This is a genomic window from Flavobacterium riviphilum (genome assembly GCF_055231795.1).
In genome coordinates this window covers 368,315-387,431 of sequence record NZ_JBUYSY010000001.1, presented here as the reverse complement: position 1 = coordinate 387,431, position 19,117 = coordinate 368,315, and the positions used below count along the sequence as shown (strand labels likewise).

Here is a 19,117-nt window from a genome sequence, read left to right as displayed (position 1 = left end):
GGGCTTTTTTTATTCAAAACATAATTTACAACACAACAATATTTTACAATGAGCGACGCTTTACAACACGAATGTGGAATTGCTTTGGTACGACTTTTAAAACCGCTTGAATACTACAAAGAAAAGTATGGTTCTGCTTTTTACGGAATTCAGAAAATGTATTTGTTAATGGAAAAACAGCATAACCGTGGACAAGATGGTGCTGGTTTTGCTAGTATCAAGCTAGATCTTGAACCTGGGCAGCGTTATATTAGTCGCATTCGCTCCAATCATGCGCAACCTATTCAGGATGTGTTTTCGCAAATCAATACGAGAATCAATCAAGAGTTAGAGCTTCATCCAGAATACCTTGAAGATGTACAGGCTCAGAAAGCGAATATCCCTTATTTAGGCGAATTGTTCCTTGGGCACGTTCGTTATGGGACATTTGGAAAGAATAGTATAGAAAGTGTGCACCCTTTTTTACGTCAAAACAATTGGATGCATCGTAACTTGATTTTAGCAGGAAACTTTAATATGACCAATGTTAAAGAACTGTTTGAGAATTTAGTAGAGTTGGGACAACACCCAAAAGAAATGGCCGATACTGTAACGGTGATGGAAAAAATTGGTCATTTCCTCGATGATGCCGTAACCGATTTGTATCAAGATTGTAAAAACGAAGGTTTAAGCAAGCGCGAAGCCTCGCCTGTAATTGCTGAAAAATTAGACGTAGCCAAAATATTAAGCAGAGCTGCCAAAAACTTAGACGGAGGTTATGCTATGGCAGGGTTGTTAGGGCATGGTGATGCGTTTGTGTTTAGAGATCCTGCAGGAATTCGTCCAGCGTACTATTACAAAGATGAAGAAATAGTTGTAGTAGCTTCTGAACGCCCCGTAATTCAAACTGTGTTTAATGTTCCTTTCGAAGAGGTGCATGAAATTGATCCAGGAGCCGCCTTGATTATAAAGAAAAACGGAAAAGTTTCTCTAGAAGAAATTCTACAGCCCTTGGTAAAAAAAGCGTGTTCATTTGAACGAATCTATTTTTCAAGAGGAAGCGATGCCGAAATTTATCAGGAACGCAAAATGTTGGGGAAACTAGTTTTACCTTCTGTTTTGGAGGCTATTGATAATGATACTGATAATTCTGTTTTTTCGTATATACCCAATACAGCAGAGACTTCTTTTTTTGGAATGGTCGAGGCTGCGCAAGATTTTTTAAATCAAAGAAAAAACAACTTCATTTTACAAAACAGAAATACACTTACCACGGAGAGTTTAAAAGAGTTGTTGTCTGTGAAAATTCGCACCGAAAAAATTGCGATTAAAGATGCCAAGTTAAGAACTTTTATCACCGAAGATAGCAGCAGAGATGATCTTGTAGCACACGTTTACGATGTGACCTACGGTGTGGTACAACCCAACGATAATTTGATTATTATAGATGATAGTATTGTTCGAGGTACTACTTTGAAAAAAAGTATCATCAAGATGATGGATCGACTAAATCCTAAACGAATTGTCATTGTTTCTTCGGCACCTCAAATTCGATATCCAGATTGTTATGGAATAGACATGGCTAAACTGGAAGGATTGATCGCTTTTAAAGCTGCTTTGGAGTTATTAAAAGAGCGCAACATGTATGCAATTGTTGATGAAGTGTATGCTAAATGTAAAGCTCAAGAAAACTTTGCGGATAGCGATGTAGTGAATTATGTAACAGCAATTTATGAGCCGTTTACACCGCAAGAAATATCAGATAAAATAGCACAAATGGTATCTTCAGCTGATATTAAAGCCGAAGTGAAAGTTATATTCCAAACAGTAGAAAATCTGCATATTGCTTGTCCTAAAAATCTAGGAGATTGGTATTTTACTGGAGATTATCCAACGCCAGGAGGAAATCGTGTGGTGAATAGAGCATTCATGAATTTTTATGAAGGAAAAGACGCTAGAGCGTATTAATTTAGCTCAAAGATGTAGTTCATCGGATTTATTTGCATTTCATCGACTATTATTTGGGTTGAAATAGCATTCGATTAATTTTATATCACCATAATATTAGTAGGTTAAGTTTATGGTAGATTTGGGGCAAAAAGGGTGAGAGCGATCTCACCTTTTTTATTTTACTACCCTAAAAGTTAACTAGTTTTTGAATATTTGATTAAATTAAGTGTCAATTATTTATTTTTTGACAAAAATTAATCTCTGATACCGACCTAAAAAAGAAGCCGATTTATTCATAAATCGGCTTCTTTTTTTAATTTTTATTCCTGTAAAGCATTCCAGCCTCTGGCCTTAAGGGGTATTTTAGTATTGGCACGGGTAATCAAATGAATGCCTTCATTGGCTTCGGTCATGTGTCCGATAACGGTAAAGTTAGGATTCCCTTTAATTTTGTCAAAATCAGTTAAGGCAATTGTAAAAAGCAATTCATAATCTTCACCACCATTAATAGCCACAGTAGTACTGTCAATATTGAATTCCTCGCATACTGAAATAAATTGTGGGTCTAAGGGAAGTTTTTCTTCGTACAAATTACAACCCACATTAGATTGCTTACATAAGTGCATGATTTCAGAAGAAAGTCCATCCGAAATGTCAATCATTGCGGTAGGTTGAATGTCTAAAGCTTCAAATAAACCGCGAATATCTGTGCGTGCTTCTGGTTTTAATTGACGTTCTATCAAGTAAGTGTAGGCATCCAAATCAGGTTGCGAATTAGGATTAACTTGAAAGACTTGTTTTTCTCTTTCTAAAACTTGAAGCCCCATGTAAGCGGCTCCAATGTCTCCTGTGACTACTAATAAATCGGTTGCTTTGGCTCCATTTCGATAGACTATTTCTTTTTCCTCTACTTCTCCTAGTGCGGTAATGCTAATAATCATTCCTTTTTGAGAAGAGGTGGTATCGCCACCGATAACATCAACATTGTAGGCTTTGGCAGCTCTAGTAATACCTTCATACAATTCTTCTAAAGCCTCTAATGGGAATCGATTAGAAACGGCAATCGAAACTGTAATTTGTGTGGGTTTTGCATTCATGGCACAAATGTCCGATAGGTTGACCACAACTGCTTTGTAGCCCAAATGTTTCAAAGGCATATACGCCAAATCAAAATGGACCCCTTCAATTAATAAATCGGTTGAAACCACTGTTTTTTTGGTGTTAAAATCCAAAACAGCTGCGTCGTCTCCAATTCCTTTTAACGTTGAAGGTTGTGATATAGTAAAATTTTTGGTCAAATGGTCGATTAACCCAAATTCTCCTAATTGAGCAATGCTGGTGCGTTGCGGGTTTTTATCTTCTATCATGTGTCTTTCGTTTTAAAAAAGGCAAAGGTACAAAGAAATAATTGTCAAGTTGAATCCGATTTTCATCGAAAACATGCATCTTTATAAAACCAAAAAATCTTATTATGAAACCATACGATATAGTGACCCTAACGGTCAATCCAGCAGTAGATAAAAGTACTAGTTTTAAAGGATTAGTAGCCGAACAAAAAATTCGTTGCGAAGTACCAAGGTACGATGCAGGAGGTGGCGGAATCAATGTTTCTAAAGCGATTGCTCGTTTGGGAGGAGATTCTATGGCCTTATTTACATCAGGAGGAGCAATGGGGCAATTGTTAGAGGAATTAGTTGCCAAAGAAAATATTGCCAGTGAAGCCGTTCCCGTGGCAAGTTGGACACGAGAAAGTTTTGTGGCGGTAGATACAAATACGAATTCTCAATACCGATTTGGATTCACAGGAGGTTCGTTAACACAAGAAGAATGTGAGCGATTTTTGGCTAAAATTGCCGAGTTTAAACCTAAATTTTTGGTGGCTAGCGGTAGTTTGAATGAAGGCTTGAATGCCGATTTTTATCAAAAAGTAGCCCATATTGCCAAAGCTAATAATTCAAAATTAATTGTTGATACTTCGGGAGAAGCTTTGGAAAAAGTCCTTGAAGTTGGCGCTTATTTAATAAAACCAAACGTTGGAGAACTAGCCAAATTAATTGGTGTGGAGCGACTAGAAATGGAAGAAGTAAACGAAGCCGCCAAGACAATTATAGCTAAAGGAAGTGCAGAAATAGTAGTAGTATCTCTTGGTCCGCAAGGGGCTGTTTTGGTTACCAAAGACCATTATGAGTTTGTGCCTGCACCCAATGTCGCCAAAAAGAGTACCGTAGGGGCGGGTGACAGTATGGTGGGAGGAATGGTTTGGGCGCTGTCTCAAAACAAACCCTTGAAAGAAGTCATTCGCTGGGGAGTAGCTTGTGGTTCGGCCGCCACGATGAATGAAGGCACCCAATTATTCAAAGGATCCGATGCACAGAGATTGTTTGATTGGTTAAAGGATAAATAAGAAAAGCTCCTAACCCCGCCTTGGCGAGGAATTAGAAACAAAAAAACCTGACAACTTTTACATTGTCAGGTTTTCTCTTTATTCTGTTTTCTATATTCTTTTATCTAAAAAAAACTAGTCGTTCAATTTCAAAACCGCCATAAACGCTTCCTGCGGAATTTCTACGTTTCCTACTTGGCGCATACGTTTTTTACCTTTTTTCTGTTTTTCCAAAAGTTTACGTTTACGAGAAATATCTCCTCCGTAACATTTGGCGGTAACGTCTTTACGTAAGGCTTTTATCGTTTCACGGGCAATAATTTTGGCTCCAATTGCCGCCTGAATCGGAATGTCGAATTGCTGTCTCGGGATTAACTCACGCAATTTTTCGGTCATTTTTTTACCGATATTGTAAGCATTGCTTTCGTGAATCAATGCAGACAGCGCATCCACTTGGTTCGCGTTCAATAACACATCCAATTTAACTAATTTAGAAGCACGCATTCCAATAGGCGAGTAGTCAAACGATGCATAACCTTTAGAAACTGTTTTCAAACGGTCGTAAAAATCGAATACAATTTCTGCCAAAGGCATGTCAAAATTCAACTCCACACGCTCAGGAGTCAAATACGTTTGATTCGTGATAATACCGCGTTTTTCAATACACAAACTCATTACGTTGCCCACAAAATCAGACTTGGTAATGATGGTAGCTTTGATGTACGGCTCCTCTACACGATCCAATTTAGAAGGCTCTGGTAAATCTGATGGATTGTTTACTATAATTGCTGTTTCAGGATCTTTTTTGGTGTACGCCAAATACGAAACGTTCGGAACTGTGGTAATTACCGTCATATTGAACTCACGTTCTAAACGTTCCTGAATAATTTCCATGTGTAGCATTCCTAAGAAACCGCAACGGAAACCAAATCCTAAAGCTGCCGAACTTTCAGCCGTAAATACCAGAGAAGCATCGTTTAGCTGTAGCTTTTCCATAGAAGCTCTTAACTCTTCAAAATCTTCAGTGTCAACAGGGTAAATTCCCGCGAAAACCATCGGTTTTACGTCCTCAAAACCGGTAATCATGTTGGTAGTAGGCGTTTTGGCATCGGTAATGGTATCACCAACTTTTACTTCTTTGGCTTCTTTAATTCCAGAAATCAAATACCCAACATCCCCTGTGGAGATTACGCTTTTTGGAACCTGATTTAATTTTAATGTACCTACTTCATCGGCAAAATACTCATTGCCAGTAGCCATAAATTTTATCTTTTGTCCTTTTTTGATTTCTCCATTTACCACACGGAAGATAACTTCAATTCCACGGAACGGATTGTAATGTGAGTCAAAAATCAAAGCTTGTAATGGTTCTTCTTTGTTACCTTTTGGAGCAGGAATTTTTTCGATAATAGCAGCCAAAATATTTTCGACACCAAAACCTGTTTTCCCAGAAGCGTGGATTATATCTTCTAAATCACAACCTAGTAAGTCAATAATATCATCGCTTACTTCTTCAGGATTGGCACTTGGTAAATCGACTTTGTTCAAAACAGGGATGATTTCTAAGTCGTTTTCTAAAGCCAAGTATAAGTTAGAAATCGTTTGTGCTTGTATACTTTGTGCCGCATCTACAATCAAAAGTGCGCCCTCGCAAGCAGCGATTGAACGCGAAACTTCATACGAAAAATCCACGTGACCCGGAGTGTCAATCAAATTCAAGATGTAATCCTCACCTTTGTATTTGTACTCCATTTGAATGGCGTGACTCTTAATGGTAATCCCACGTTCGCGCTCCAAGTCCATATTGTCCAACAATTGGGCTTTTTCTTCGCGAGCCGAAACGGTTTGTGTAGCGCTTAACAAACGGTCAGCAAGTGTACTTTTTCCGTGGTCAATGTGTGCAATAATGCAAAAATTTCTTATATGTTTCATTTTCAATAAATATCAAATTTTATGTCATGCTTAGCGTAGTCGAGTACTGAGCGCAGTCGAAGTAGGGCGTGCCGGCAGAAAAAGCCGTCGTGCTATCCGCTATATCTTTTATTCCGCTATCGCTACATAAAAGGATGCCGCTACTATCACTCACGCAAACCCTGCTAAACGACAATTAATCTGCAAATATAGTTTAAATTCAGGAGTTTCAAAGTGTCGAATTCCTAAAGTAACACGTTTATTAAGAAGTCTTTCTCCGTTACTCTTTCTTCTATTCGTCTAAAAACCGTAATTTTGCACCAAATTTCCAGAATATGATTAAAATTGGCAACATAGAACTTCCAGAATTTCCTTTACTTCTTGCACCTATGGAAGATGTGAGTGATCCGCCTTTTCGCAGATTGTGCAAGATGCACGGTGCCGACTTGATGTATTCCGAGTTTATTTCTTCTGAAGGGTTGATTCGCGATGCCATCAAGAGTCGAATGAAGTTGGATATTTTTGATTACGAACGCCCTATTGGAATACAAATCTTTGGAGGTGATGAAGAAGCAATGGCGTTGTCCTCAAAAATAGTTTCTACCGTAAATCCAGATTTAATTGATATTAATTTTGGTTGTCCCGTAAAGAAAGTCGTTTGTAAAGGAGCCGGAGCAGGTGTGTTGAAAGACGTAGATTTGATGATTCGTTTAACCAAAGCGGTGATTGATAGCACTCATTTGCCCGTAACCGTAAAAACGCGTTTGGGGTGGGACGATAATTCTATCAACATCGATGAGGTGGCCGAACGGTTGCAAGATATAGGTGTGGCTGCATTGAGTATACACGCTAGAACGCGCGCCCAGATGTACAAAGGTCATTCCGATTGGTCTCACATTGCTCGTGTGAAAAACAATCCAAGAATTACGATGCCTATTTTTGGAAACGGCGATATCGATTCACCAGAAAAAGCTTTAGAGTATAAAAACAAATACGGTGTAGACGGAATTATGATTGGTCGTGCCGCAATTGGTTATCCTTGGATTTTTAACGAAATCAAACATTTCTTTAAGACGGGAGAACATCTGGCCAAACCCACAGTGGCTGATAGAGTAGAAGCGGTTCGTAACCATTTGACTTGGGCTATGGATTGGAAGGGCGAACGTTTGGGTATAGTAGAAACAAGACCTCATTATACCAATTATTTCAAAGGAATACATTCTTTTAAAACTTTCAAACAACAATTGGTTACTCTTGATAAACCTGAAGAACTATTTGCTGTTTTGGATCAAATTGTAGACGCCTATTCGGGCTATGAAGTGGTGTAAAAAAAACGTTAATTCATGCTGCGAATTCAAGAGTTTATATGGTATGAATTCTTGAATTTGCTAGCTTTTATTTTAGCAACTTTTTACTCACGCGACTGCTAGCAATTAGCGAAGCGAAAAACCCTAGTGTGATGATGGTAATCATTACTATGGCGATATTTTCAACATTAAAAACCACAGGGTAGGCCAAGGATGGTGTAATCATTATCCATTCAAATTGTTGTTGTAGCAATACAATTACAATACCTAAAATTAATCCCAAAAAACCTCCATACACGCTTAATAGGGTTCCTTGTAATAAAAATATTTTGCGTAAATCTTTGATTTCTGTACCAAGATTAAAGAGTGTTTTCAAGTTGCTTTTTTTGTCCAAAATCATCATGATTAAAGCCCCGATTAAGTTAAAAAGTGCTACAATAATAACTAAGGTGAAAATAAGATACACTGCGATATTCTCAGTGTTTAGCATTTTGTACAGCGACGCGTTTAGTTGCGCTCTGTTTTTTAACGTTATCTTGTTGTTGAAAATCGTTTGTAGTTGTTCAATAATGGCGTCTTCATCAGCATTTGGGCGAAGTTTAAACTCTATTCCCGAAATTTGATTGGGTTGATATTCCAGAAGTTCTTGCGCTAAGTTTAGATCGGCAAAAACGTATTTTGAATCCAAATCCTCATTAATCGTATAAATACCAATCGGAATCAAATTGGTTTGATTAAAGGCTACTTCAAGCGAGTTGATCGTTCCTTTTCCTGGTTTCGGGACTAATACTTCTAATGCTGTATTGTAATCAAATAAACCCATCGAAAATTGATGAGCCATGCCATAACCCACCACCACTTGATACGTATTAGGTTGGAACCATTGTCCATTGAATAGTTTTTTATCTATAGGGCAAACCTTAGTATAATGAGGGTCTACCCCTTTTAAATAAGTAACAGCTTGTTTGTCGCCAAAAGTAAATAATACTCGCTCCTCAATCACTTTTGAATAAGAAGCCAGTCCCTTTATAGCTTTTATTTGTGCTTCTTGTTGAGGAGCAATAAAAAAAGATTTTCCAAGTGTAGATGTTGCCTTAAGATCTGGATCTGTTTCATTAACAAAAGACAAACTGAATTCTTTTAGACCGCTAAAAACGGAGAGCACCACAAAAAGTGCCATAGTACCCACAATAATTCCTAAACTAGCAATGCGATTGATGATATTAATAGCATTGTTTTTGCTATTGCTTATAAGGTATCTATGCGCTATGTAAAGCGGAAAATTCAAATTAAAATTGTCTGCGTTTTTCTAGTAAATCTCTATTCTCGATTGGATTTTCTTTGTTTTTTAAGGCATTGTCAATTTTTTCGATGTAATCCAAAGAATCATCAATAAAGAAAACCAAGTTTGGAACTCGGCGCAACTGCAATCGAACGCGTTGCGATAAGTCATGTTTGATTAAAGTCGAGTTAGATTTAATTGCTTCTAATGTTTCTTGCGCTTTCTCTTGAGGGAAGATACTCAAATGTACTGTAGCGACTGATAAATCTGTAGTAACCGTAACTTTGGATACTGAGATTACTAAATTGGATACACCATTTTTTCGCACTTCACCTTGCAAGATGTCCACCAAATCTCTTTGGATTACTCCGCCTATTTTTTTCTGTCTATTTGTTTCCATGCTGCAAAAATACTACTTTTAAATTTTATACGAACAAATTTTCAAAGGAACAATCCTATTTGGTTAAAAATGAGCTTTGATCGTCAGGAGTTCATTCCTACTGTCTGCTGTATCTTTTTATTTTTAAGAAAATTAACGGGATGTTGCTTCCGTCAAGGATTAGTAGTGTTGCGGTCCTCGATTTTTTTGTTTTCAAGCAATAAACTAATTAAAAGCCTTCGGACCGAAAAGTGTTCGAAAAAAAAATCATTAACAATCAAGAAACAATGCAAAGCTCCTCTTTTTCCATATACGACGCCTCTGCTGGTTCAGGGAAAACATACAATTTGGTCAAGGAATACCTGAAAATTATACTCTCTTCCTCCAAGAATGATGCGTATCGTCATATCTTGGCCATTACGTTTACCAATAAAGCGGTGCATGAAATGAAAAGCAGGATAGTAGGGAGTCTTTCTGAATTTGCCAAAGACGAACCCAATGCCAAAGCTCTCGATTTGATGGAAGATTTGGCTAGAGATACCCAGTTGTCTTTGATTCAAATAAAAACCAAAGCCCAGCAAATTATAAAGCACATCATTCATAACTATGCTGCTTTTGATATTTCAACCATTGATAAATTTACTCATCGTGTAATTCGCGCTTTTGCTCATGATTTAAATCTGCCCATCACGTTCGAAGTGTCTTTGGAAACGGATACTTTGTTGACCGAAGCCGTAGATGCTATTATTGCTCAAGCTGGTGAAGACCAGGTCCTCACCAAATTGCTGATTGATTTTACCATGGAAAAAACAGATGATGATAAATCTTGGGATATTTCTAGGGAAATTTTCGAAACGGGTCGATTGATTCTCAATGAAAATCATCGTGCTGAGATCCAAAATTTTCAGAATACATCCATTGGAGAGTTTTTGTCCATCAAAAAAAAGTTAATTCAAATCAATCAAGATTTGGAACAAGAAACTATTGCAAATGCCGAAGCAATCTTGGAACTTATAGATAATCAAGGCATCGATATAAAATCTTTTTCTAGAGGAACGTTTCCGAATCATGTTGCCAATATAGTAGCTAAGAAATTCAATCCTAACAATAAAACATTTCATGAATTTGAAGACATTCAAATTAATAAATCTGCAAAAGACAGAGAGATAATTGAATCATTAATACCTGATTTTCTCAAGCGTTTGGCCTTAATTTATCAGGCTTTTGAAAAGATCAATTTTCATAAGGCATTCTTGAAAAACCTTACCCCTTTGTCGCTTTTAAATACGGTTAGTAATGAGTTGGCTAAGATACAGCAAGAGAAAAACGTTCTTTCAATTGCTGAGTTTAATGCAATTATTCATAATGAAATTCAAAATCAGCCGGCTCCATTTATTTATGAACGATTAGGAGAACGTTATCGTCATTTTTTTATTGATGAATTTCAAGACACCTCCGAAATGCAATGGAAAAACTTAATTCCGTTAATTGATAATGCATTGGCCGGGCAAGATGAATATGGTGTTAAAGGTACTTTGATGATTGTTGGTGATCCAAAGCAGTCCATTTACCGTTGGAGAGGAGGAAAGGCCGAACAATTCATTGCGTTAAGTAAGCTATCAAATCCCTTTAGTAATCCCGACAAGCAATTGATTCATTTGGATAAAAACTATCGGAGTTATTCTCAAATCATTGCCTTTAATAATGATTTTTTTAAGTTACTGTCAAGCGAATTTACCAATGAGGACTATAAAGATTTATATGAAAATCACAGTTACCAACAAGAAAACGATAAAAAAGGGGGGTACGTGAACATTTCATTTATTCCTTCCACATCCTCAACCTACGAAGAAGAAGCCGTTGATAAAACGCAAGAATATTTAAAGGCTACGGTACAAACCATAAACCAAGTACTGTTACAAGGGTTTGAATACAAGGATATCGTTATCCTTACTAGAAAGAAAAAACACGGTATAGATGTGGCTAATTTTTTAACCGAACAAAACATACCGTTGTTGTCTTCGGAAACTCTAATGATTCAAAATGCAACAGAGGTTCGGGTGCTCATCCATTTGTTGAAGTATTTGAATAACAATAAAGATTTAGAAGCTAAAGCTTATTTCTTGCATTTTATTGCCCAAAATTTTCAAGATGGATTGTCAGTGGCGGATTGTATCGCGCAAGGGATGAGTAAAAATGATGAAAAAGAATTTGAATTGTGGTTGTTGTCTAGCTTTGATTTGCAATTTTCTTTTTCAGATATCCGCAGGAAATCCTTGTATGAGGCCGTTGAAATTCTTGTAGCTAAACTAATTACCAGTCAAAATAATTTCGTTAGTGGGGCATATGTACAGTATTTTTTAGATATTGTTTTGGAGCGCGATATTAGAAATCAAGCAGGGATTGCTGATTTTTTAGAGTTTTGGGATAAAAATGGTGCTAATTACAGTATTCCCTCGCCAGAAGGAAGCAATGCGGTTCGAATTATGACTATTCATAAGTCCAAAGGCTTGGAATTTCCTGTGGTAATTATGCCTTTTGCGGAAGAAGATTATAGTAGAAACCCCAAAGACAAAATATGGCTCCAATCTGATACCGAAGAACTTGGTTTGTCCAAAGTGTTAATTGATAATAGCAGTGCTGTGGCTAGTTATGGAGAAAGAGCTGCAGAGGTGTATCATCAAAAACAACAAGAGGAATTACTTGATGCAATTAATGTGTTGTATGTTGCCTTGACTAGAGCCGAAGAGCAACTATATGTAATTTCTTGCATGAATCTTTCCAGTCAAAATGCATTGCCTAAGAATAATATGTGTGTGTTTTTTATCAATTTTTTGATGCATAAAAATCTATATCATCAAGAAAAAATGGTGTACGAATTTGGTGTTGCTCAAAAACAATCTGATGCAAAAAAACACCTTACATCAACTACACCCATCGCTTTGGTAAAAAATGTGATGCTAGCAAAAGATATAAAAATTGCTCAGAAAGAAGCCTTGATGTGGGGAACACAACAACAAGAGGCTATTGCCTACGGAAATGTTGTGCATGAAATATTAGCGCATGTAAAACAAGCCAGTGATATTGACAACGCTATCATTAGGGCTTTGACAAACGGATGGATACATCTTGGCCAAAGAGCGCAGATCGAACAAACATTGAAGGCGATTGTTTCTCATCCTGAGTTGGTTGTGTTTTTTGAAAATGGAAATACAATTTTTAATGAACAAGCTATACTTCAAAAAGAGCGTCCAACTTTAAAACCGGATCGAATGGTCTTAAAAAATGAGAATGAGATCTATTTGTTGGATTACAAAACGGGATTGCCTTCGGATAAATACAATAGACAGTTACTATCTTATCAAGAGGCAATTGAAAATATGGGGTACAAAGTCGTTAAAAAAGCATTGGTTTATATTGGATTGTCAATCGATGTAGTAAATTTGTAATAATAATTCAAAAAACAAAACACAACTATGTACGGTAAAATACAACAACACTTGCAAAACGAATTGCAAACCATAGAAGAAAACGGTTTGTTTAAAAAGGAACGCATCATCACCTCTCCCCAAGGCGCAGAAATTATAGTGAATGGTAAAAAAGTATTGAATTTTTGTGCTAATAATTATTTGGGGCTTTCTTCGCATCCCGAAGTGATTCAGGCAGCGAAAGATGCCTTAGATTCGCATGGTTTCGGAATGTCATCGGTTCGTTTCATCTGTGGAACTCAAGATATACACAAAACCTTAGAGCAAAAAATTGCCAATTTTTATGGAACCGAAGATACTATTCTATATGCAGCAGCTTTTGATGCCAATGGAGGAGTTTTTGAGCCTTTATTGGGTGAGCAGGATTGTATTATATCCGATAGTTTAAATCATGCTTCAATCATAGATGGTGTTCGTTTGTGTAAAGCGGCGCGTTATCGTTATGAGAACAACAATATGAATGATCTGGAACAGCAATTAATAAAAGCTTCAGAAGTGGGTCATCGGTTCAAATTAATTGTAACGGATGGTGTTTTTTCTATGGATGGTTTAGTAGCTCCATTAGATCAAATATGTGACCTTGCCGATCGATATGATGCCCTAGTAATGGTAGATGAATGTCATGCTGCCGGATTTATTGGAGCCACAGGAAAAGGAACATTAGAAGCCAAAGGAGTGATGGGGCGTGTGGATATCATTACAGGTACACTTGGGAAGGCTTTAGGTGGAGCTATGGGAGGCTATACTACCGCTAAAAAAGAAATTATTGAAATACTACGACAACGCTCAAGGCCCTATTTGTTTTCTAATTCATTAGCACCAGCAATAGTAGGAGCATCAATTAAGGTGTTTGAGTTGTTGGAAAAAGATACTGTATTACGAGATCAATTGGAGTGGAATACGAATTATTTCAAAAAAGGAATGCAGCAAGCAGGTTTCGATATTATTGATGGCGATTCTGCTATTGTGCCAGTGATGTTGTATGATGCAAAACTAGCTCAAACAATGGCTGATGAGTTATTGAGGGAAGGAATATATGTAATAGGGTTTTTCTTTCCTGTAGTGCCCAAAGATAAAGCAAGAATCCGTGTTCAGCTCTCTGCGGCTCATTCTAAATTGCATTTAGACAAAGCTTTAGAGGCATTTGTTAAGGTGGGAAAAGAGTTAAAAGTGATTTAGCTTTTAAAGAATTTAATTGTTTTTTGTAGGTTTTTTTTAGGGTTTAATTTTGTAACTAAAAAATAAGTTGTTATTTTTGTTTATAATTAACTAAATTTTAATAGAATCATTATGAAACATCTTAACAAACTTTTAGTTGCTGTGGTGATGGCGATGGGGGTATCCTCTTATGCGCAAGACAGTAACAACCCTTGGGCAATTACCATTGGGGTAAATGCTGTAGACTCGAGATCAAGTGCAGGTCCAGGTCATGTGAATTGGTTTCAACAGCACTTTTCTCAGCCGTTTGCTATTAAGGACAACTGGAACATTCTTCCTTCTGTATCTTACTTAAATGTATCTAGACACATTGCTGGAGGATTCTCTTTCGGTTTAGCTGGATCAGTGAACAAAATTGACAAATTTGTAAATTTTGTACCAAACGCTGCAAACGCTGATAGCAGAGGTATGAGTGTTATCAACCCTGGAGATTTAATGTTCTATGGAATTGACGGTACTGTGAAATACAGCTTCATGGACTTGATCGGAACTAAATGGTTAGATCCAAGTTTACAAGCTGGTGGAGGATATACTTTCTTAGGAAAAGATAGCTTCGGTCATGTGAATTTAGGAGTTGGATTAACTTTTTGGTTTACTGAAAATGTTGGTTTAGCTTTATCTTCTGGTTACAGAATGGCATTGCCTAATGACGAGAGAGTTGATGCTGCTCGTTTACCAGAAAAACCATCATTGGTACAACACACTGCTGGTATCGTATTCAAGTTTGGAGGTAAAGATACAGACGGAGACGGTATCTACGATAAAGATGATGCATGTCCAGAAGTTGCTGGTTTAAAACAATTCAACGGATGTCCTGATACTGACGGTGACGGAATCGTTGACGGAAGTGATGCATGTCCTGAAACTGCAGGTTTAGCTGCTTTCAACGGATGTCCTGATACTGACGGTGATGGAATTGCTGACAAAGATGATGCTTGTCCAGATGTAGCTGGTCCAGCTTCAACTAAAGGTTGTCCTGATACTGACGGTGACGGTTTAGCTGATAAAGATGACAAATGTCCAACTGAAGCAGGTCCAAGAGATAACCAAGGTTGTCCTCAATTAGATGCTGATAAAGATGGTGTGCCAGATTTAGAAGATGCTTGTCCAATCGTAGCTGGTCCTGCTAGCAACAAAGGTTGTCCAGAAGTAACTCAAGAAGTAGTTGAAGAATTGAGAGTAAAAGCTAGATCAATTTTCTTCGTTACTGGAAAATCAACTTTAGATGCTGCTAAACCAGAAACTGCTACTAGTTTAGATGCTATCAAAGAAATTTTGAAAAACTACCCAACAGCTAAGTTTGAAGTAAACGGTCATACTGATAATGTAGGTAAACCAGCTGCTAACAAAAAATTATCTGAGGCTAGAGCTAAAACTGTTGTAGAAGCTTTAGTGTCTAGAGGAATTAAAGCTGAGAATTTAGTAGCACAAGGTTTTGGTGATACTAAACCAGTAGCTTCTAACAAAACAAAAGAAGGTAGAGCTAAAAACAGAAGAACTGAAATTATTTATGTAGGTGGTGTTGACGGAATGAAAGTTAACATCAAAAAACCATAAAAAAATTCAAAATAATTTTAGAAAGAGCCGTTCTTAATTGAACGGCTTTTTTTATTTTTATAAAATGACAAATCCCACTTTTTTAGACCAAATTGCCGCTCATTTGATAACCAACTATTCGGATAATTTTTCGAATACCATTGTAATTCTGCCCAACAAACGCGCTAAGATTTTCTTAATTGAATCCTTAAAGAATCAAATTTCTGGAGTTGTTTTTTCTCCCATTATAATAAGCATAGAGGATTTTGTTCAAGAAGTATCGAGCATTCGTTCCATTGATGCAATCGAATTGTTGTTTGAGTTTTATGAAGTGTATCTGTCTATTACTCCAAAACAAAATCAACAATCTTTTGATTTGTTTGCCAATTGGGCCAAAACTTTACTGCAAGATTTTAATGAAATAGATCGCTATTTGTTAGATCCAAATCATGTTTTGTCTTATTTGAAAGACATTGAAGATATTAAAAAATGGGGAGTAGAAGTAGAAAATAAAACCCAGCTACTCGAAAATTATATTGATTTTTGGAAGCTTCTCCCTCATTATTATCAATCTCTTTATCAATACTTATTGGATAGGAAGTTAGGATATCAAGGACTGATTTACAGAGAAGCAGTGCGTAATTTGCCTGAATTTACCAAAGGTATTGGTTCTAAGTTTTTTTTATTTGCGGGTTTTAATGCCTTAAATGCTGCCGAAGAGAAAATCATTCAACATTTAGTAGCTAATGATAAGGCTACTATTTTATGGGATATTGATCAAGTATTTCTCAATGATCCCTATCACGATGCAGGATTGTTTGTGAGAAGATTTAAAGCAGGATGGAAGCATTACAAAGTACATCCTTTTGAGTGGATTGCTGACGATTTTTCAAAACCTAAAAACATTCATGTCATTGGTACGCCCAAAACTATTGGTCAAGCCAAAATTGTGGGGAGTCTTATAGAAAAGACCATCGCAGAGCAAGAAACACCCAATCTCGATAAAGTAGCGGTAGTTTTAGGAGAGGAAAATTTGTTAGTGCCTTTGTTGTACTCACTTCCAGCTACGGTAGGGGCTTTAAATATTACCATGGGATATTCGAGTAAAAACAATCCCGCACAATTATTAGTGGCCAAGTTGTTTAAAATGCATACTAACGCTTTAAAAAGAAATGCAGCTCAATATGTCTTTTATTACAAAGAGGTACTTGATATTCTTACGCATCCCTTAGTAGAGCCTATTGCAAATGCACAGCAATTGGTACGGATAATAAAAGAGAATAATTATACCTTTATTACACATCATAAAATAGTTGAACTTCAGGGACAAACGAATGTATTATTCGATTTGTTGTTTCAAAAATGGGATAGTGGTTCGGCAGCTGTATTGGAAATTATTTCTAGCTTGTTGTTGCATTTACGCAATAGTTTAAGTAACGACACTGAGGAGGAAAAATTAACCAAAGCTTTTGTGTTTTCTATTTTTACGGTGATTAACAAGTTGAAGAGTTATTATGCTCAACACTTGCACATTGATCAAATACCCACTCTTTTTGCTATTTATAAGCAAATTATCGATCTGGCTGAGGTTTCCTTTGAAGGAGAGCCGTTGAATGGTTTGCAAATTATGGGTGTTTTGGAAAGCAGGGTATTGGATTTTGATACCGTTATTGTTACCTCAATGAACGAAGGAAAATTTCCTGCGGGAAAATCCATGAATTCTTTTATTCCTTATGATGTGAAAAGAGAATTGGGATTGCCAACTTTTAAAGAAAAAGATGCCATTTATACGTTCCATTTTTATCATTTATTGCAACGTGCTCAAAACGTCTTTCTAATTTATAACTCCGAGAATGAAGGTTTAGATGGTGGAGAGCCTAGTCGATTTATTACACAACTCGAAGTTGAAAAACAGCCTAATCATGTACTCACACATGAAATTTTTAATCCCGTGTTACCTGATGCTGCCTATACTCCAATTGTTATTGAGAAGTCAGCAATGGTTATGGAGCGTTTGAAGGAAATTGCGGAGAAAGGATTTTCTCCTTCTTCTTTGACCAGTTATATTCGAAATCCAATTGATTTTTATTTTAAAAAAATTCTAAGAATTCGTGATACCGAGGAAGTTGAAGAAAATATTGCTTTGAATACATTGGGGACCATCATTCACAAAACCTTGGAGGAATTTTACACCCCTTTTATTGGGAAATTTATTTCTGAATACGATATAGAATCGGCGATCAAAAGTATTGATGCTCAAGTATTGAAGCAGTTTAAAGAAATTTATAAAGAAGGGGAGATTGCCAAAGGGAGAAATTTATTAGCTTTTGAAGTGGCCAAGCGCAATGTCTTTAACTTCTTGAAAATAGAATTACAAGGGATAAAAGCTGGAGATGCGGTTAAAATTGTGGCCTTGGAAGCGACTTTTGAGCGCGTTTTAGAACATCCGAGTTTGCCTTTTCCAGTGAAAATTGCAGGGAACGTAGACCGAATTGAAGTCCGAAACGGTACCATCCGAATTATAGATTATAAAACTGGTAAAGTTGAAAAAAGCAATGTTACTTTAAAAGCCTGGAATGGTTTAGTGGATGATATTAAAAACGACAAAATCATTCAAATTTTGGCGTATGCATTTATGTATGAAACCCTAGCCAAAGAACAACCAATGCAAGCGGGTATTATCTCCTTTAAAAATAGTAAAGCTGGATTTTTGCCTTTTACTTTAAAAGAAGAAAAAATAGAAGAATCCACTATCAATGCAACTATTTTGACTGCTTATTTGGAGCAATTGGTTGGCTTGTTACAAGAGATTTTAGACCCTGCAATTCCGTTTAAGGAGAAGGTTTAAATCTTCTTCAAAAATTGTATTAATACTTCGCTTAACTCCGCTTCATTTTCGATGTGGCTCATATGTCCGTCTGGGAAAGTTACCAACTCAACAGTGGTTCCCTGAATTTGAGTGACGGTTTCTTCGTAGTTCAAAACAGGGTCTTTTTTTCCTAGGATTAATAGTTTAGGAAAAGCCGTAGTGTGGAGCAAGATTTCTCGGTCTTTACGGATTTTCATCCCTTCAAGCGAGGCGACGATGCCTTGCAAGGGCGTTTGTAAAGCTTCGATTTTTACTTTTTCGATGCGGTCGTTTAAACGGTCGCGGTTGTCTTCACTGAATAAGTTGGCGATAGAAAGACGAATAAAGGTTTCGTAATCTTTTTTTACCGCTGTAATGGCGCGGTCTCGGTTGGTTTTACGTTCGGGACTGTCTTCTTTGGCGGTGGAGTTGAGCAAGACCAATCCTTTGACGCTTTCTGGATACAAATCGGCATAGGCTAAAGCTACGTAACCGCCCATGGAATGCCCGATGAAAGCCGCTTTGCGGAGACGCAAACTAGAAAGCACTTCGTGTACTGCATCGGCATTGTCTTCCATAGTTTGGAGGTAACCCATAGGTTCGGTTTGGCCGTGACCTAACAAATCGATGGTAATGACGCGGTATTTTTGACTCAAAACAGGTACTAAAGCACTCCACATCGATTGGTTTTCTAGGAAGCCGTGCAATAAAACAATAGCAGTTCCTTTTCCCGTGTCGGTGAATGCGATAGAGGTGTTTTTGTAAAGTAGGGTTTTCAAAGTTTACGGATATAAATGAAGGGCAAAATTAAAGTTTAAAAAGCAAAAACCCTATAT

12 protein-coding genes are annotated in these 19,117 nt (G+C 37.0%); 7 read left to right on the top strand and 5 right to left on the bottom strand.

Annotation, left to right across the window (positions count from 1 at the left end):
• Positions 1-48: 48 nt before the first annotated feature.
• The gene (locus ACZIX2_RS01730; protein ID WP_463338348.1) at positions 49-1,947 is read left to right on the top strand and encodes an amidophosphoribosyltransferase; all 1,899 of its coding nucleotides are present in this window, start codon (positions 49-51) and stop codon (positions 1,945-1,947) included.
• A gap of 302 nt (positions 1,948-2,249) precedes the next feature.
• Here the strand turns inward: ACZIX2_RS01730 and thiL are convergent, their stop codons facing one another.
• On the bottom strand, positions 2,250-3,296 hold the full coding sequence (gene thiL, locus ACZIX2_RS01725) for a thiamine-phosphate kinase (protein WP_463338347.1): 1,047 nt from the start codon (positions 3,294-3,296) through the stop codon (positions 2,250-2,252).
• A 104-nt stretch (positions 3,297-3,400) separates the two neighbouring features.
• Between thiL and ACZIX2_RS01720 the strand changes: the two genes are divergently transcribed.
• Complete coding sequence (locus ACZIX2_RS01720) at positions 3,401-4,333, top strand: 1-phosphofructokinase family hexose kinase (RefSeq protein ID WP_463338346.1); 933 nt, start codon at positions 3,401-3,403, stop codon at positions 4,331-4,333.
• Between the two features lie 114 nt (positions 4,334-4,447).
• Here the strand turns inward: ACZIX2_RS01720 and lepA are convergent, their stop codons facing one another.
• Positions 4,448-6,244 (bottom strand): translation elongation factor 4, encoded by a 1,797-nt coding sequence (gene lepA / locus ACZIX2_RS01715; protein ID WP_463338345.1) that lies wholly within the window; start codon positions 6,242-6,244, stop codon positions 4,448-4,450.
• A gap of 314 nt (positions 6,245-6,558) precedes the next feature.
• On the opposite strand from lepA, the gene dusB reads away from it, so the two are divergent.
• Positions 6,559-7,551 carry a tRNA dihydrouridine synthase DusB gene (gene dusB / locus ACZIX2_RS01710; RefSeq protein WP_463338344.1) on the top strand — a complete coding sequence of 331 codons (993 nt, stop codon included), beginning with the start codon at positions 6,559-6,561 and terminating at the stop codon, positions 7,549-7,551.
• A gap of 67 nt (positions 7,552-7,618) precedes the next feature.
• Here the strand turns inward: dusB and ACZIX2_RS01705 are convergent, their stop codons facing one another.
• Positions 7,619-8,818, bottom strand: coding sequence for an ABC transporter permease (locus ACZIX2_RS01705; RefSeq protein WP_463338343.1), 1,200 nt, complete (start codon positions 8,816-8,818; stop codon positions 7,619-7,621).
• Between the two features lies 1 nt (position 8,819).
• Entirely contained in the window at positions 8,820-9,212 is a 393-nt protein-coding gene (rbfA, locus tag ACZIX2_RS01700; protein WP_463338342.1) for a 30S ribosome-binding factor RbfA, read from the bottom strand.
• A gap of 266 nt (positions 9,213-9,478) precedes the next feature.
• On the opposite strand from rbfA, the gene ACZIX2_RS01695 reads away from it, so the two are divergent.
• The 4 genes from ACZIX2_RS01695 (at position 9,479) to ACZIX2_RS01680 (ending at position 18,281) form a co-directional block, all read left to right on the top strand.
• Positions 9,479-12,640 (top strand): UvrD-helicase domain-containing protein, encoded by a 3,162-nt coding sequence (locus ACZIX2_RS01695; protein ID WP_463338341.1) that lies wholly within the window; start codon positions 9,479-9,481, stop codon positions 12,638-12,640.
• 27 nt (positions 12,641-12,667) lie between these two features.
• Positions 12,668-13,858: a glycine C-acetyltransferase gene (kbl, locus tag ACZIX2_RS01690; RefSeq protein WP_463338340.1), complete on the top strand. Its 1,191-nt coding sequence runs from the start codon at positions 12,668-12,670 to the stop codon at positions 13,856-13,858.
• Positions 13,859-13,969: 111 nt separating this feature from the next.
• Positions 13,970-15,454 carry an OmpA family protein gene (locus tag ACZIX2_RS01685; RefSeq protein WP_463338339.1) on the top strand — a complete coding sequence of 495 codons (1,485 nt, stop codon included), beginning with the start codon at positions 13,970-13,972 and terminating at the stop codon, positions 15,452-15,454.
• Positions 15,455-15,518: 64 nt separating this feature from the next.
• The gene (locus ACZIX2_RS01680; RefSeq protein WP_463338338.1) at positions 15,519-18,281 is read left to right on the top strand and encodes a PD-(D/E)XK nuclease family protein; all 2,763 of its coding nucleotides are present in this window, start codon (positions 15,519-15,521) and stop codon (positions 18,279-18,281) included.
• Here ACZIX2_RS01680 and ACZIX2_RS01675 read toward each other — a convergent pair.
• Positions 18,278-19,060: an alpha/beta fold hydrolase gene (locus tag ACZIX2_RS01675; RefSeq protein ID WP_463338337.1), complete on the bottom strand. Its 783-nt coding sequence runs from the start codon at positions 19,058-19,060 to the stop codon at positions 18,278-18,280. The genes ACZIX2_RS01680 and ACZIX2_RS01675 overlap by 4 nt on opposite strands.
• Between the last annotated feature and the right edge of the window lie 57 nt (positions 19,061-19,117).